General features: G+C 60.5%; 15 protein-coding genes. 7 read left to right on the forward strand and 8 right to left on the reverse strand.

Annotated features, from left to right (window positions below):
* Positions 1 to 56 precede the first annotated feature (56 nt).
* From thiS to VJ956_RS15455, 7 genes are all read right to left on the reverse strand, one after another.
* Entirely contained in the window at positions 57 to 257 is a 201-nt protein-coding gene (gene thiS / locus VJ956_RS15425) for a sulfur carrier protein ThiS (RefSeq protein ID WP_324085930.1), read from the reverse strand.
* Between the two features lie 18 nt (positions 258 to 275).
* On the reverse strand, positions 276 to 614 hold the full coding sequence (locus VJ956_RS15430; RefSeq protein WP_324085943.1) for a DUF423 domain-containing protein: 339 nt from the start codon (positions 612 to 614) through the stop codon (positions 276 to 278).
* A gap of 73 nt (positions 615 to 687) precedes the next feature.
* Positions 688 to 1,491 carry a symmetrical bis(5'-nucleosyl)-tetraphosphatase gene (locus tag VJ956_RS15435; RefSeq protein WP_324085931.1) on the reverse strand — a complete coding sequence of 268 codons (804 nt, stop codon included), beginning with the start codon at positions 1,489 to 1,491 and terminating at the stop codon, positions 688 to 690.
* A 21-nt stretch (positions 1,492 to 1,512) separates the two neighbouring features.
* Positions 1,513 to 2,352 carry a 16S rRNA (adenine(1518)-N(6)/adenine(1519)-N(6))-dimethyltransferase RsmA gene (gene rsmA / locus VJ956_RS15440; RefSeq protein WP_324085932.1) on the reverse strand — a complete coding sequence of 280 codons (840 nt, stop codon included), beginning with the start codon at positions 2,350 to 2,352 and terminating at the stop codon, positions 1,513 to 1,515.
* Entirely contained in the window at positions 2,345 to 3,343 is a 999-nt protein-coding gene (gene pdxA / locus VJ956_RS15445; protein ID WP_324085933.1) for a 4-hydroxythreonine-4-phosphate dehydrogenase PdxA, read from the reverse strand. The genes rsmA and pdxA overlap by 8 nt, the downstream gene beginning before the upstream one ends.
* Positions 3,340 to 4,656 carry a peptidylprolyl isomerase gene (locus VJ956_RS15450; protein WP_324085934.1) on the reverse strand — a complete coding sequence of 439 codons (1,317 nt, stop codon included), beginning with the start codon at positions 4,654 to 4,656 and terminating at the stop codon, positions 3,340 to 3,342. Before VJ956_RS15450 ends, pdxA begins: the two co-directional genes overlap by 4 nt.
* Positions 4,657 to 4,721: 65 nt before the next feature.
* Positions 4,722 to 6,968, reverse strand: coding sequence for an LPS-assembly protein LptD (locus VJ956_RS15455; protein ID WP_324085944.1), 2,247 nt, complete (start codon positions 6,966 to 6,968; stop codon positions 4,722 to 4,724).
* 380 nt (positions 6,969 to 7,348) lie between these two features.
* Here VJ956_RS15455 and VJ956_RS15460 point away from each other — a divergent pair, with 380 nt between their 5' ends.
* The 3 genes from VJ956_RS15460 to VJ956_RS15470 are packed head-to-tail and all read left to right on the forward strand — an operon-like array spanning position 7,349 to position 9,873.
* Positions 7,349 to 8,437 (forward strand): aminoglycoside phosphotransferase family protein, encoded by a 1,089-nt coding sequence (locus tag VJ956_RS15460; RefSeq protein ID WP_324085935.1) that lies wholly within the window; start codon positions 7,349 to 7,351, stop codon positions 8,435 to 8,437.
* A complete protein-coding gene (murU, locus tag VJ956_RS15465; RefSeq protein ID WP_324085936.1) occupies positions 8,434 to 9,114 on the forward strand; it encodes an N-acetylmuramate alpha-1-phosphate uridylyltransferase MurU in 681 nt (226 codons plus the stop codon). The genes VJ956_RS15460 and murU overlap by 4 nt, the downstream gene beginning before the upstream one ends.
* Before the next feature lie 3 nt (positions 9,115 to 9,117).
* Positions 9,118 to 9,873, forward strand: a complete 756-nt coding sequence (locus VJ956_RS15470; protein WP_324085937.1) for a DnaJ domain-containing protein — start codon at positions 9,118 to 9,120, stop codon at positions 9,871 to 9,873.
* 27 nt (positions 9,874 to 9,900) lie between these two features.
* Here the strand turns inward: VJ956_RS15470 and VJ956_RS15475 are convergent, their stop codons facing one another.
* Positions 9,901 to 10,911, reverse strand: a complete 1,011-nt coding sequence (locus VJ956_RS15475) for a DUF3530 family protein (RefSeq protein WP_324085938.1) — start codon at positions 10,909 to 10,911, stop codon at positions 9,901 to 9,903.
* 114 nt (positions 10,912 to 11,025) lie between these two features.
* On the opposite strand from VJ956_RS15475, the gene rpe reads away from it, so the two are divergent.
* From rpe to VJ956_RS15495, 4 genes are all read left to right on the forward strand, one after another.
* Positions 11,026 to 11,712: a ribulose-phosphate 3-epimerase gene (rpe, locus tag VJ956_RS15480; RefSeq protein ID WP_324085939.1), complete on the forward strand. Its 687-nt coding sequence runs from the start codon at positions 11,026 to 11,028 to the stop codon at positions 11,710 to 11,712.
* The gene (locus tag VJ956_RS15485) at positions 11,709 to 12,398 is read left to right on the forward strand and encodes a phosphoglycolate phosphatase (protein ID WP_324085940.1); all 690 of its coding nucleotides are present in this window, start codon (positions 11,709 to 11,711) and stop codon (positions 12,396 to 12,398) included. Before rpe ends, VJ956_RS15485 begins: the two co-directional genes overlap by 4 nt.
* A 19-nt stretch (positions 12,399 to 12,417) precedes the next feature.
* Positions 12,418 to 13,905, forward strand: a complete 1,488-nt coding sequence (gene trpE / locus VJ956_RS15490) for an anthranilate synthase component I (protein WP_324085941.1) — start codon at positions 12,418 to 12,420, stop codon at positions 13,903 to 13,905.
* A 15-nt stretch (positions 13,906 to 13,920) separates the two neighbouring features.
* Positions 13,921 to 14,480, forward strand: a 560-nt coding sequence (locus VJ956_RS15495) for an aminodeoxychorismate/anthranilate synthase component II (protein WP_324085942.1), incomplete at its 3' end; no start/stop codon positions are given.

Consider the following 14,480-nt stretch of genomic DNA (forward strand, 5'->3'; position numbering starts at 1 on the left):
TAATGAATAAGCGGGAATTGTTTATCCAACCCCTTCTCTTGCGGCCGCCCCGCCAGCTATCCGCCACCAATAGCGTGGACAACCTCTACCCGGTCGCCGTCGCTCAGGCTGAAGCGGGGATGCTCGCTACGCGGCACTATGTCTTCGTTAACCTCTACCGCCAGCCGTTTACCCTCTAATTCCATCCGCTGGATCAGCTCCGACACGGTTACACCGTCACCGAACTCCATGGGCTGACCATTTACCTGAATCTGCATATCAATACCCTTCTGAATCTACCGGCGGCGCTTCAGCCCGGCAGTGACCAAAAGCGCCCACCCCACCATGAAACACAGCCCCCCCAGAGGGGTAACCGGTCCCGGCCAGCTCATCTGTGTAAGCACCAACAGATACAGGCTGCCGCTGAACAGCACAATGCCTGCGGTAAAAAAACCTGCGCCGATGGCCATCAGTTTTCTGCCTGGCCCGTCTGCGAATCCCGGCCCTGAAAGAACTGCCATCAGGATCAGTGCCAGCGAATGCGTCATCTGATATGTGACGGCAGTCTGAAAAACTTCAAGGCCCCGGGAGCTGACTGTCCCGCGCAGACCATGGGCGCCAAATGCACCCGCCATTACCGCTGTCAGGGCAAACACGCCGCCCAGAACCAGAGGCCAGCGTAGAATATCCCGGTCGGCACCGGCGCCTTCAGGAACAGTCACAGTGAATCTTCTCGCCAGTATCAAGGTTCATCATGGTGAGCTCGCCACCCCAGACGCAGCCGGTATCCAGACCGATAAAACGTTCACTGTCGGTTTTACCCTGAAGCGCGGCCCAATGGCCGAAAATGACCCGCACATCATCCTGACGCCGGAACCGGAACCAGGGCAAAAATCCCTCCGGCGCATCTTCCGCGGATTCCTTGGCCGCGAATTCGAGGGTCCCGTCTTCGGCAATAAAGCGCATCCGGGTGAAATAATTGGTGATCGCCCGCAACCGGTCCATGCCCTGCAGCTTCTCATCCCAACGGTCGGGCTTATTGCCGTACATTCTTGCGAAAAAGCCGGCGGCGTCCGGACCCCGCAGCACAGCTTCCACTTCGCGGGCGTAGCCTGAGGCCTGGTCGAGGCTCCAGATATGGGGCAGGCCGGCGTGAGCCATTACCAGGTTGCGGCCGGAATCCCTCACCAGCAGGTTCTGCTGGCAGAGCCAGTTCAGCAGGTGCTGGTGGTCCGGCGCTTCCAGAATATCACTCAGGGTATCCTTGTTCTTCAGGGAGTGCCCACCGAGGGCAACCGCCAGCAGATGCAGGTCGTGGTTACCCAGAACCACCACAGCGGAGCTGCCCAGGCTCTCGATGTACCTCAGGGACTGCAGCGAAGACGGCCCCCGGTTGATGATATCACCGGCAACCCAGAGCCGGTCCCGCGACGGCGAGAAATCGGCCCTGGCAAGCACATCCCGCAGCCGTTGGTAACAGCCCTGAATGTCTCCGATGGCATAGTCAGTCATTACTTGTCTCTTCCTTGCCCGTTATGAATTTCCCGGCAGGTCACCAGCGGACTTGTGATCCGCTAGCAAATCGGCAATGGCAACGTACTCTGCCAGCCCCAGATTCTCGGGACGCAAGCCGTCATCAATGCCTACGCTGTTAAGCTGCTCAACGCTCACCATACCGGCCAGTCCCTTGCGCAGGGTCTTGCGCCGGGCACTGAAAGCGGTGCGGACAACAGCCTGAAGCAGACTGTAGTCTTTCGCCGGGTGCGGCAAGCTGTCGTGAGGCACCATCCGCACGATGGCGGAATCCACTTTGGGCGCTGGCCTGAAGGCGCCGGGGCCTACCTCGAACAGCGGCTGCACCCGGCAGAAGTACTGGGCCATGATCCCCAGCCTGCCATAATTGTTGTCACCCGGCACCGCCGCCAGCCGCTGCACCACTTCCTTCTGCAGCATGAAGTGCATGTCTTCCACCACCCCGGAGTGCCCCAGCAGGTGAAAGATCAGTGGCGTGGAAATATTGTATGGCAGGTTGCCGATAATGCGGAGCCGCTGGCCATTTTTCATCAGTTCGCTGAAATCAAAGGTCAGTGCGTCGGCCTGGTGAATACACAATTCCGGATAGTTGAAAAACTTGGTGCGCAGCACCGGAATCAGATCCCGGTCCAGTTCCACCACCTGAAGGTGATCGTTAACTGCCAGCATTTCCCCGGTCAGGGCACCCAGGCCGGGGCCGATTTCAACCAGTGCATCGTCCGGTTTCGGACTGATGGCGCGAACGATGCGTTCAATAACGCCCGGATCATGCAGGAAGTTCTGACCAAAACGTTTTCTGGCCAGGTGGCCCGGTTGGGAGCGGCCTGGTTTGTTACTCATGTTCGCCTCTGGCGCAGCGGGCCATATGCTCTCCCACCCGGACGGCCTGCCTGAGGCTGCCCATATCGGCGCGGCCGGTCCCCGCCAGATCCAGGGCTGTGCCATGATCGACGGAGGTTCTGACAATCGGCAGGCCCAGGGTAATGTTCACGGCGCGGCCAAAGCCCTGGAATTTCAGCACTGGCAGCCCCTGATCGTGGTACATCGCCAGGGCCGCGTCCGCATCGTTCAGCCAGTGGGGCGTAAACAGCGTGTCGGCGGGCAGCGGGCCGGTCAGGGTCATGCCCTCTCTGCGCAGGGCATCAAGCGTGGGTTCAATAATATCCAGTTCCTCCCGGCCCAGGTGCCCGCTCTCGCCGGCGTGGGGGTTCAGGCCCGCCACCAGGATTTGCGGCTGTTTCAGCCCGAAAAACCGCTGCAGATCCTGATTCAGTATGCGCGTTACCTGGGTGATTCGCTCCGGCGTAATGGCCGCAGGCACCTGGCTCAGAGGCAGGTGCGTGGTTACCAGTGCAACCCGGAGCTCATCCGTGGCAAGCATCATCACCACCCGCTCGACCCCGCACATCTCCTGCAGAAACTCGGTATGACCACTGAATTCGATGCCGGCGTCGTTGATCACACCCTTGTGTACCGGCCCCGTCACCATGCCGTCAAACAGGCCATCCAGGCAGCCACGGGTGGCGACGGCCAGACTCTCCAGGACATAAGGACTGTTGGCAGGATCAAGCTGGCCGGCCGCCGTCGCGGCCAGCCCCTCTACATGCAGGACCGAAAGCGCACGGGCGGCCCTGGTTGCGCAGCTGCCCGGGGCCCAGTCTTCCAGCACAATACCCAGCCCGAGCGCACGGTTGCGGGCCTCAAGCAAATGCCTGCTGGCAATAACCACCAGGCCGGCAGTACGTTCCTCGGCAGCAAGCTGAAGGCACAGCTCCGGGCCAATACCGGCCGGTTCGCCCGCAGTGAGGGCCAGGGTAACAGGTGTATTCATGAGGAACCGGCGTCGTCGGTTTTCAACTCGATATAGGCTTCATCGCGGATTTCCCTGAGCCAGTTCTGCAGCTCCAGATCAAACTTGCGACGATAGATAGCCTGGCCGGCCTCCCCGCGCCGAACCTCATTACTGATGTCCTGCTGCCTGCGATCCTGCACCTGCAATATGTGCCAGCCAAACTGGGAACGGAACGGGCGGGTAACCTCACCAACCGCGGCATTCACCATTGCCTCTTCAAACTCTGGCACCATCTGGCCCGGGCCAACCCAGCCCAGATTGCCGCCATCAGAGCCCGAGACCGGATCATCCGATTCGGCTCTGGCCAAAGCCGCAAACGATTCCCCGTCCTTGATGCGCTGATAGAGCTCGCGGATTTTCGCTTCGGCGGCATTGTCACTGGTGGTCTGGTCAGGGCGGACCAGAATATGGCGGACTTTCGACTGTTCAACGATATTGGCGCTGTCGCCACCACGCTTGTCCAGCACGGTTACCAGATGGAAGCCACTGCTGTTTTCCAGCACCGGCGACACCTCACCCACCGCCATATCCGGCACCACGTCTGCCACCAGCGAAGGTAACTGGCTTTCGGCACGCCATCCCATACTGCCACCTTCGAGGGCACTGCTGGCATCAGATTCGGCCACCGCCACAGAGCGGAAATCTCGGCCCCCGACAATCTCTGAGCGCAGCTGTTCGATCTCTGCCCTCGCCGCTGAAACCTCTTCCTCGTCATTGGGGTCATTGACCTGAATCAGGATGTGCGCCAGTTCGTATTCCGCGTTGGTGCGGCGCTGACCCTCCGTTGCTGCCAGATAGTTGTCAATCTCACGCTGGGTCACCCGCACACGGTTACCAACCTGGCGCTGTTGTACCCTTCCGGTCAGCATTTCGTTGCGGATCTGTTCGCGGGCCTCCTGATAGCTCACACCTTCCTGCGCCAGCTGGTTTTCAAACTGGGCCAGAGTCATGTTGTTACGGCTGGCAATAGAGGCAAGTGTCTCGTTCAGCTCATTATCGCTGATGCGCATACCGGCGCGTTCTGCCATCTGCAACTGGATGGATTCGGTGATCAGTTGCTCAAGCACCCGCTCTTCCAGAACCGGGCGCGGTGGCAGACTGGTACCCTGCGAACGCAGCCGGCCGACAATGGTATTGATCCGGGCGTCCAGCTCGGACTGCAGTATGACCGAATCGTTAACCACGGCCACCACCTGATCAAGCAATTTGCGTTCTGCCTGAACGGCAGTCGACATAAACACAACCATCATTAACACGATGGCTTTTGCGCATTGGCGAAGGTTCGCCCTCATAGTCACCTCTGTCTGAAAAAATCGACGGACATCAACTGTCACGCCACGGCAATTCCTGACGCGGATCAACGCTCTCCGAAACGGCGTCGCTCCCGCTCATCGAAGCCGGTGATGGCTTCTGCAATCTGACCGGAGGAACCGCCGCTGCCGCCCAGGCCTTTCAGCTCAATCCGGAACAGTACCCGATTATCAAGTTGCTGTTCATCGGTCAGATAATTCTGGTGTACCAGCTGTATGCTCCAGCAACAGTTATTGTATTCCAATCCGGCCAGCGACCCTACAGTGCGGTCGAGCTGCGAATCGTAGGCCCAGCGGCCGATCAGACTAACACGGTCTGTGACCGGCACAACGCCGCCAATATCCGACTGCTCGAATTCATCTCGCCGATAGGTGTGGCCGATGCTGGCCAGATAGCGGTAATCGTCTGAGTGAAATACCAGCTGGCTGCGACCTTCCTCGGTTTTGCCGATATCCGGCTCCCACAGACCGGAGGCGTGCAGCTCAAGGCCTTCCAGGGGACGCAGCACCAGCTCCCCCGCCAGTGGCGAACTGCTGCTGTCAGCGGCACCCTGGCCTGCCAGCGTAACCTCCCGGTCATCAAAATAATGCACCTGGCCGATGCTCAATCGCACCCGTTCACGACCTGTAACCAGATCATTGAAACGGCTGGTGAGAGCCACCGTCAACTGATTGGTATCTCCCACCCGGTCGCCGCCTGTGAACCGGTTCCGGCGGAAAAGATCGGCAAAACTGAACGGGCGCAGCGCGGTGTCGAAATCCGGAATCAGGCCCTGGTCCGCTTCGGCGTCCGCCCAGGCGTAATAAAGCCGCGGCTCCAGCGTCTGGTTATAGGGCACATCAAACAGACGTGAGCGGCGGTCAAAATACAGGCCGGAGTCCCATTCTGCCACCGGCACGGTGCGATCAAACCGGCGCTCACCCAGACCGAAATCATCCAGGGCATAGCGAGTGTAGTCCACTCCGATCGACGGTCGCAGATAGCCCCAGGGTGAGCTCAGGGGCAGTGCCAGCTCCGGCAGGGCCCGGAACCGGTGACCGTTGGCCTGATCCAGGCCGTTCAGGTCGTCGTTATCGCGATAGAAAAAAGTGTACTGGCTGTCCAGCCCCAGCGTAACCGGCCCCATATCCGCCAGGCCACTGTATTGCACTTCCGGAAGCCGGGAATAGGGCCGGTCAGCATCGGCAATAAAATCACTGATGGTCTGATAACCGCTGACAGAGACATCCAGCTGCTGGACCTCACCCCGGTAGCGAAAACCACCCCGACGCTCGAGATGGGTTGCCTGATTGATATCCAGGCTACGGTTCAGGTCACTCAGGTAGTCATTGTCGCTGACCACCGAATAGTCACCATAACCGGTCCAGTTCTGATTGAAGGTGGCCCGGGTCGTGAAATCCAGGCCCCAGCGTTCGCCGCTCTCGCCGGGATTGCTGTCAGCGTATTCCTGATCGTTACCGGCGTAACCGACCTGCAGTTCGGTCTGCCCGAAGGCGCTCAGGTAACGACCTTCCGCCTCGGTAAACAGCCCGCGACCATTGATGAACTGGGGCGTCAGGGTGGCGTCGTAGTACGGAGCCAGATTCAGATAATAGGGCACCGCCAGAAAGCCACCGTTGCCCGCGCTGGAAGAACCGAAGGCCGGGTAAAGCAGTCCGGACTTTCGCCGCTCATCAATCGGAAAGCTGGCCCAGGGCCAGTAGAACACCGGTACATCCTTCACCTGCAGGCGCAGATGTTTCGCCGTGCCGACACCCTCGCTCTGATCGAAGCTGATTTCAGACGCTACCAGGGACCAGTCGTTCTGTCCCGGCGCACAGGTGGTCAGCAGGCCCTGACGGACCTGCACCTGGTCTGCCCGGGTTCGCACCAGCTCGGCGGCGGTGCCACGGATTTCCCCGGCGTGCAGCAGGAAGGTGGCGGAGCGGATGTCCAGGTAACCGGAATTGACATTGTATTGTGCGCGCTCACCGGTAAGCAGGAAGCCGTCTCCGCGACTGGTCAGCGGGCCCTCAATGGCTACCAGTCCGGACGCCTGATTGTACCGTGCTTCGGTACTGGTAACGGCAAAGGACCCTTGCCGGATCCTGACGTCGCCGCGCAGATAGAGCTCCGCATCCACTTTATAGCGGGCTTCCAGGCTGCTGGCCGTGAGCGGAAGGCTCGCTGCCGAGCCCGGGTCTCCGTCAGCGGTATCCAGCGGCGTTGATGATGGCAGATAGCCGCCCTCACAGAACGTCGGCAGGGCCCTGGCAACATCCGGGGGTAACTGGGCCCTGGGGCGCCAGTCCATCTCTGCAGCGGTGGCCGGCCCCGGTATTGACTGCGCCCCTGCGCCAGAGGGTTCTGCCGCCAGCGGAAAAGCCACAGCAACCAGCCAGACACCGCCTGCCAGCAATGTCTGCCGAGCAATCGGACGGGGTGGTATCTGGCCTGGCGGGGTGTGCAGCTTCCGAAACCTGGCTGGCAAGATAGGGGGTCCTGTACTGTGTGGGCATGTGACTGAGGCATAGTCTAAACCCAGCGCCGGAGCAACACCACCTTGCGCCCGGTCAGTGTCCCTTACTCTCGGACTCGAGATCTGCTAACTTTTCACCCTTGCATCAGCACGGTGTCGACCTCATAAACGCTGCTGTCGTCACATCCTCTCACTTCAGGAACATTACCGGCGCCATGGACAACCGTTTGCAGACCCTGACCCGCTGGGTGAAACAGTTTCCCGGCCTGGAACATGCCGAGCCCGAGCCGGTCGCCGGTGACGCCAGCTTTCGCCGTTATTTCCGGGTGTTCGGCAGCGTGTCAGGCGATCCGGACCGACCTGATGACAGGCGTTCGTTCATTGTCATGGACGCCCCGCCGGAGCATGAAGACTGCCGGGCGTTTGTGGCCATCGCCCGGCACTGGCATGCACAGGGCATCGCTGTGCCGGCGATACTGCGGGAAGACCTGGAACAGGGTCTGCTTCTGCTCGAGGATTTCGGCGATAACCTGATGCTGGGTGCGCTCAACGAGTCCAGTGCCGACGCTCTCTATCACGGAGCCCTGGACGAACTGGTGGCGATACAGCAGGTCCGCGCAACAGCGGAATATCTGCTGCCCCCCTACAACAGCGAACTGCTGGACCGGGAAATGGCGCTGTTCCCGGACTGGCTGCTGACCGGAAAGCTGGGAATGGCTCTGGATAACAGCGAACTTGCGCTACTGGACACCACCTTTGCCCTGCTGCGGGAAAGCGCACTGGCCCAGCCTGTCGTGACCGTTCACCGGGATTATCACTCCCGCAACCTGCTGGTACCCCCGGGTGCTGTCCCCGCAGACAGTGGCAACGACGGCACGGACCGCGTCCGCCCCGGCGTGATTGATTTCCAGGACGCCGTTTGCGGGCCGGTCACCTACGACCTGGTTTCGCTGCTGAAAGACTGCTACATCAACTGGCCGGCACATCGGGTAGAGCAGTGGCAGGAGCGGTTCCGCCAACAGACTCTCAGTGCCGGTCTGCACAATGCCGATCACGACACCTTTAACCAGTGGTTCGAATTGATGGGCATGCAGCGCCACCTGAAAGCCGCCGGCATTTTTGCCCGCCTGGATATCCGCGATGGCAAGCCAGGCTTTCTCAGGGACATCCCCCGCACGATCTGCTACCTGGTTCAGGCCAGCGGCCGGCAACCAGCGCTGCGGCATTTCCATGCGTGGCTGACCGACAGGGTGCTACCGGCCGTTGAGACAACCATCGGTTCCGTGGAGACACACCAACCTTGAAAGCCATGATTCTTGCCGCAGGCAAGGGCGAGCGTATGCGCCCGCTGACCCTCACCACGCCCAAACCGCTGCTGCTGGCAGGAGACAGACCGCTGATTGTCCATCACCTGGACAATCTGAAGCGCGCCGGCTTTGCGGATATCGTGATCAACCACGCCTGGCTGGGTTCACAGATCGAGGAGGAACTGGGGGACGGCCAGCGTTTTGGCGTATCCATAACCTACTCGGCTGAAGGCGAACCACTGGAAACCGCGGGGGGCATTCTACAGGCACTGCCGTTGCTCACTGGTGACGGCGACGACCGGTTCATGGTGATCAACGGCGATATCTGGTGCGATCTTGACCTGGCATCGCTGGCACTGCCGGACGATGCGGATGCCATGCTGGTGCTGACCGACAATCCCGAACATAACCCCACGGGCGACTTTGGTCTCGACCGGGATGGCAGCGTTGTAACCGAAGGCGCCCCAAGGCTGACATTTACCGGCATCAGCCTGCTTCACCGCCGACTGTTCGAGGGGCTTTTACCGGGCCCGCGGAAGCTGGCGCCGGTATTAAAGGGTGCCATAGCCCGCAAGCGGGTCAAGGGTTTTCACCATACCGGTCAATGGCTGGACATCGGCACTCCTGAGCGATTGCAGGCGCTTGACCGGCTGCTGACCGGAGGCAGGAACTGACCCATGCCAGCAAAAACCCAGGGGACCCCACTGCCCCCCCGCATGGAAACCGAATTTGCCAGCCTGCTTCGCGAACTTTCCGCCTGCGGTCACCAGGCCAGCGAACTCATGGTACGCGCCCGCCTGCCTTCCTGGTGCCGCCGAAGCCTGTTTTTCTTTCTGGGTTACATCGCGAAATCCCAGGGCAGGGTTACCCCGGAGGATATTGCATTCGCCGAAACCCTGATACGGGCCCTGCGCCTGTCACCGCGACAGCGACGCAAGGCCATCAGCCAGTTCCGCAACGGCAAGAACGCTGACACTATTCCCGCCACCCGCGCCCTGCGTCTGCGGATCTCGAACCGGCTGTGGCCCTCGCCATCGCTGCAGGTGGCCATCTGTGTCTGCCATGCTGCCCAGTTGTTCGGCAAACCCGCCAGACAGCGGCGTTACCGCTGCGAGGACGCCATTGACCAGATGGGGCTGCCCATCGGCATCAGCGACGACATCCTGGACAGCTACGCCAGCAAGGTCTGGATTACCGAACCGGACGCAGAGCCGGTACCCACTACCTACGAGCAGGCGCTGAAGCTGCTGGGGGTCACCAGGCGGGATTCCCGAGCCGACATCAAACGGGCGTATCGCAAGCGGGTATCCGGGTGTCATCCAGACAAACTGGCGCAGCAGAATCTCAGCCCGGCAGAGCTGTTCCGTGCCAAGGAACAGCTGCTTAAATACCAGCACGCCTGGGAAATGGTTGATCGCCGGCACCCCCGTTAATGTCGAGTAGCCAGAGTGGCTGATTTGCTATCGGTCTCTGGCGGTTGAACGCAGCCAGGAAGAGATGCGGTTGGCCAGCATCTTTGCCTCCCTGGGCCGCGGCGGCCGGGCCATAGCCGCAGGCTGCTGACGATAACCGGTGATACCGGCGCGCTCCAGGGCCGCAGCCCGCTCCCGGGCCGATCTGTCCACCGCCTCATCGGCTGGATAGCTGCTGTAAAGCTCGAGAATTGAAGGCGATGCAACAGACTCCAGCAGCCCGGTCAGACTGCCGGACTCATCCGCATAGAAATACGGCGCAATCCAGATCAGATCCGATGCCCGCGCGTCTTGCCGGGCCTGACGGGTCACATGCCCGGCCGCCCGGCCAACCCCTGCCAGCACGATCCGTTGGTAATCCTTCGAACGTAATCTGTCGACAGCCGCGTTCAGGGAGTACACCACCTGATCACGATACTGGTTGAGGGCATCGTCGAGTGTTTCCGGATCAGTAACAGTAATCATCGCCGCTGACCCGCCATCGACCTCAGCTTCGCCCTCCGGGTTTTCGGATCCATCGGGCCCGGCATTGCCCTGTTGCCGCAGCCACTGCTGAACGCCGAAGGGGGGCGCTTCCAGCCCCAGGGTCATCACCGCCCAACCAGCACGACTGAGAGGCTCCCGCAGCGAATCCGCAAGCCCCGCTGCCGCTGACACCCCTTCATCCGACAGAATGACCAGAGCCCCTCTGGCCGGGGAATCCTGTTCCGGCTGAAACAGGGCCAGTACCCGCCCTTTATCGGACTCGGTCAGCCATATCGCGGCCTCGGGTCTTTTGCGCGCGATCGCCTCCGCATCCATCCCGGTAGAGATGATTGGCCGCTTCGTCACCACAGCAGGCTGGTCCGGGGCAGGGCCGGGTTCCTCCTGCTTTTCCTGTGGTTCCTGCGAGAGCGCCGTTACGCTGAATAACAGCATCAGCAACACCAGAGCGCGTTTTGATTTACCGGGCTCAGAACGGGTCAGATAATCAGGCACCGGGGGCTGGGTCCTCTTCACCGGATCTTCCTTATTGGAGTGCGAAAAACGGCCTTCAAGCTGTTAGACTAGCAGCTTTACAACGAGTACCGAGCCACGAGTACCGAAAGCGTACCGAGAACACAGCGAGTCGTCATGTATCCATACCAGATTGCACCCTCCATTCTATCCGCCGATTTTGCCCGGCTCGGTGAAGAAGTCGATAATGTTCTGGCCGCCGGGGCAGATGTTGTCCATTTTGACGTGATGGACAACCACTACGTTCCCAACCTTACCATCGGCCCCATGGTATGCGAGGCGCTGCGCAAACACGGAGTGACGGCACCGATTGACGTGCATCTGATGGTGTCACCGGTGGACGATCTTATCCGCATGTTCATTGAGGCCGGCGCCAGCAACATCACTTTCCACCCGGAAGCCTCCAGCCACATCGACCGCTCCCTGCAACTGATCCGTGACGGCGGCTGCAAGGCAGGCCTGGTGTTCAACCCGGCCACCCCCCTGCACCACATGGATCACGTGCTGGACCGGCTGGACATGATTCTGCTGATGTCGGTTAACCCCGGTTTTGGCGGTCAGTCCTTTATTCCCGGTACCCTCGACAAGCTCCGGGAAGCCCGCAAACGGATTGACGACAGCGGTCGCAATATTCGTCTGGAAGTGGACGGCGGGGTAAAAACCGACAACATCCGGGAGATCGCCGAGGCCGGAGCGGACATGTTTGTGGCAGGTTCTGCCATTTTCGGAACTGATGACTACAAAGCCACCATCGACCAGATGCGCGCCGAACTGGAACTGGCCCGCAAGAGCCTTGGCCAGTGAGCCTGGCAGGTCTGTTCAACCCCCGCTGGCCCGGGGTGGGGTTGTTTGATCTGGACGGCACGCTGGTAGACAGCGCGCCGGATCTGGCGGCAGCAGTGGATGCCATGCTGGAGCAGCTTGGCCGCCGCAAAGCCGGCGCGGACAAGGTACGCCAGTGGGTCGGCAATGGTGCGCCGACGCTGGTGCGCCGGGCACTGGCGGGCAAGACCGACTGGGAACCGGCCATGCCCGCGGACGAAGCCCTTTATAACGACGCCCTGGCTCTGTTTTTTTACGCCTACGAAAAAACTAACGGACACCATGCCAGCCTCTATGAAGGCGTTGAGCCCTGCCTGAAACGTCTGGCGGAGTATGGTTGCCGGTTGGGCATTGTCACCAACAAACCGGAACGGTTCGTGCGGCCACTGCTGGAGCAGATGGGCATCGACCATTATTTCAGCCTGACAATCGGGGGTGACAGCCTGCCGCTGAAGAAACCCGACCCTGCGCCACTGATTCACGCCATGGAAACCCTGGGCGGCACCCGTGGAACCACCGTTATGGTAGGCGACTCCACAGCCGACATTGATGCCTCCCGGGCGGCCGGTATTCCCTGCGTGGCGGTAAGCTACGGCTATAACTTCGGGGCACCGGCCGATTCTCTCCAGGCCGATGCAACGGTTGATTCACTGACACAGCTTTTATGACCGATCAGGATAACCAGTAATGAAACCTGAGCAATTCGCCGAGCTCGCCACTGCCGGCTTTAATCGTATCCCCGTCTATCGCGAGGTTCTCGCAGATCTGGAGACGCCCCTCAGCACCTATCTGAAACTCGCCAGCGGACCCTACTCGTATCTGTTCGAATCTGTTCAGGGCGGTGAAAAATGGGGCCGCTACTCGATTATCGGCCTGCCCGGCCGAGAGGTACTGAAGGTCTTCGGTGATCAGATAACCATCAGCCGTGATGGCGAGGTCGTTGAACAAACCCGTGCCGGGGATCCACTCAGTTTTGTCGAAGAATATCAGACCCGTTTCCATGCTCCGGACCTGGACGAACTGCCACGCTTCAACGGCGGCCTGGTGGGTTATTTCGGCTACGACACCGTGCGCTACATCGAGAAACGCCTGCGCGACACCTGCCCGCCGGACCGGATCGGCACGCCGGATATTCTGCTGATGGTGTCTGATGAGGTGGTGGTATTCGACAACCTGCGCGGCAAGCTGCACCTGATTGTTCACGCCGACCCCGGCCAGGACGGCGCCTATGAGCGCGCCATTCAGCGCATTGATAATCTGGAATCGCGCCTGCACCGGCAGACCGCCGACGCGCCCCGTACACCGGAGAAACTGCGCGGCAAAACAGTCGACGAAAGCGACTTCATTTCCGGCTTCAACCAGCAGAAGTTTGAAGCGGCTGTGGGCCGGATCAAGGAATACGTGCTCGACGGTGACGTCATGCAGACGGTGATTTCCCAACGCATGTCGATTCCGTTCGAAGCACCGCCGCTGAACCTGTACCGCTCACTGCGCGTTCTGAATCCGTCGCCTTACATGTACTTCCTCGACCTGGACGATTTCCACATCGTCGGCTCCTCACCGGAGATCCTCGCCCGGGTCGAGGACGACGAGGTCACCGTCCGGCCCATTGCGGGCACCCGCAAACGCGGCGCCACGGATGCCGAAGACCGGGCGCTGGAAAGCGAACTGCTGGCTGATCCCAAGGAGATTGCCGAGCACCTGATGCTGATCGATCTGGGCCGCAATGACGCCGGACGAGTCTCGGAGACCGGCACCGTCAAGCTCACCGACCGGATGATCGTCGAGCGCTATTCCCACGTAATGCACATCGTCTCCAACGTTACCGGCCGGCTGAAAGCGGATACCAGCTGCCTGGACGTACTGCGTGCCACCCTGCCTGCGGGCACTCTAAGCGGCGCGCCCAAAATCCGGGCCATGGAAATCATCGACGAGCTGGAGCCGGTCAAACGCGGTGTTTATGGCGGAGCCGTGGGTTACCTGTCGTTCAACGGCAATATGGATACCGCCATTGCCATACGGACGGCGGTGATCAAGAACAATACCCTGCACATCCAGGCCGGTGCCGGGGTGGTGGCCGATTCGGTACCACGCCTTGAGTGGAAAGAAACCATGAATAAAGGACGCGCCATTTTCCGCGCGGTCGCCATGACCTACAACGATTTCGACCACTGAGGCGGGGGAAAGATAATGTTATTGATGATCGATAATTATGACTCCTTCACCTACAACGTGGTGCAGTACCTTGCCGAACTGGGCGCGGATGTTCACGTTTACCGCAACGACGAAATTACGGTGGAGCAGATCGAAGCCCTGAACCCGGAACGGCTGGTGATCTCCCCTGGCCCCTGCACGCCCGACCAGGCCGGCATTTCCATGGACGCCATCCGGCATTTTGCCGGCAAGCTGCCGATTCTGGGGGTCTGCCTGGGCCATCAGGCCATTGGCCAGGTGTACGGCGGCGACGTAATTCGCGCGGGACAGGTCATGCACGGCAAGGTTTCCTCAGTGTTCCACAGCGACCAGGGAATTTTCCGGGGGCTCAGCAACCCGTTACAGGCCACCCGTTACCACAGCCTGGTAATCGATAAAGCCACCATCCCGGACTGCCTCGAGGTCACCGCCTGGACCCGCAACAACGACGGCTCGGTGGAGGAAATCATGGGCGTGCGCCACAAAACGCTGCCCATCGAGGGGGTTCAGTTTCACCCCGAGTCGATCATGACCGAGCAGGGGCATGAGCTTTTGCG

Origin of the sequence: Marinobacter sp., from assembly GCF_035268745.1 — a bacterium.
Taxonomy (GTDB): Bacteria; Pseudomonadota; Gammaproteobacteria; order Pseudomonadales; family Oleiphilaceae; genus Marinobacter.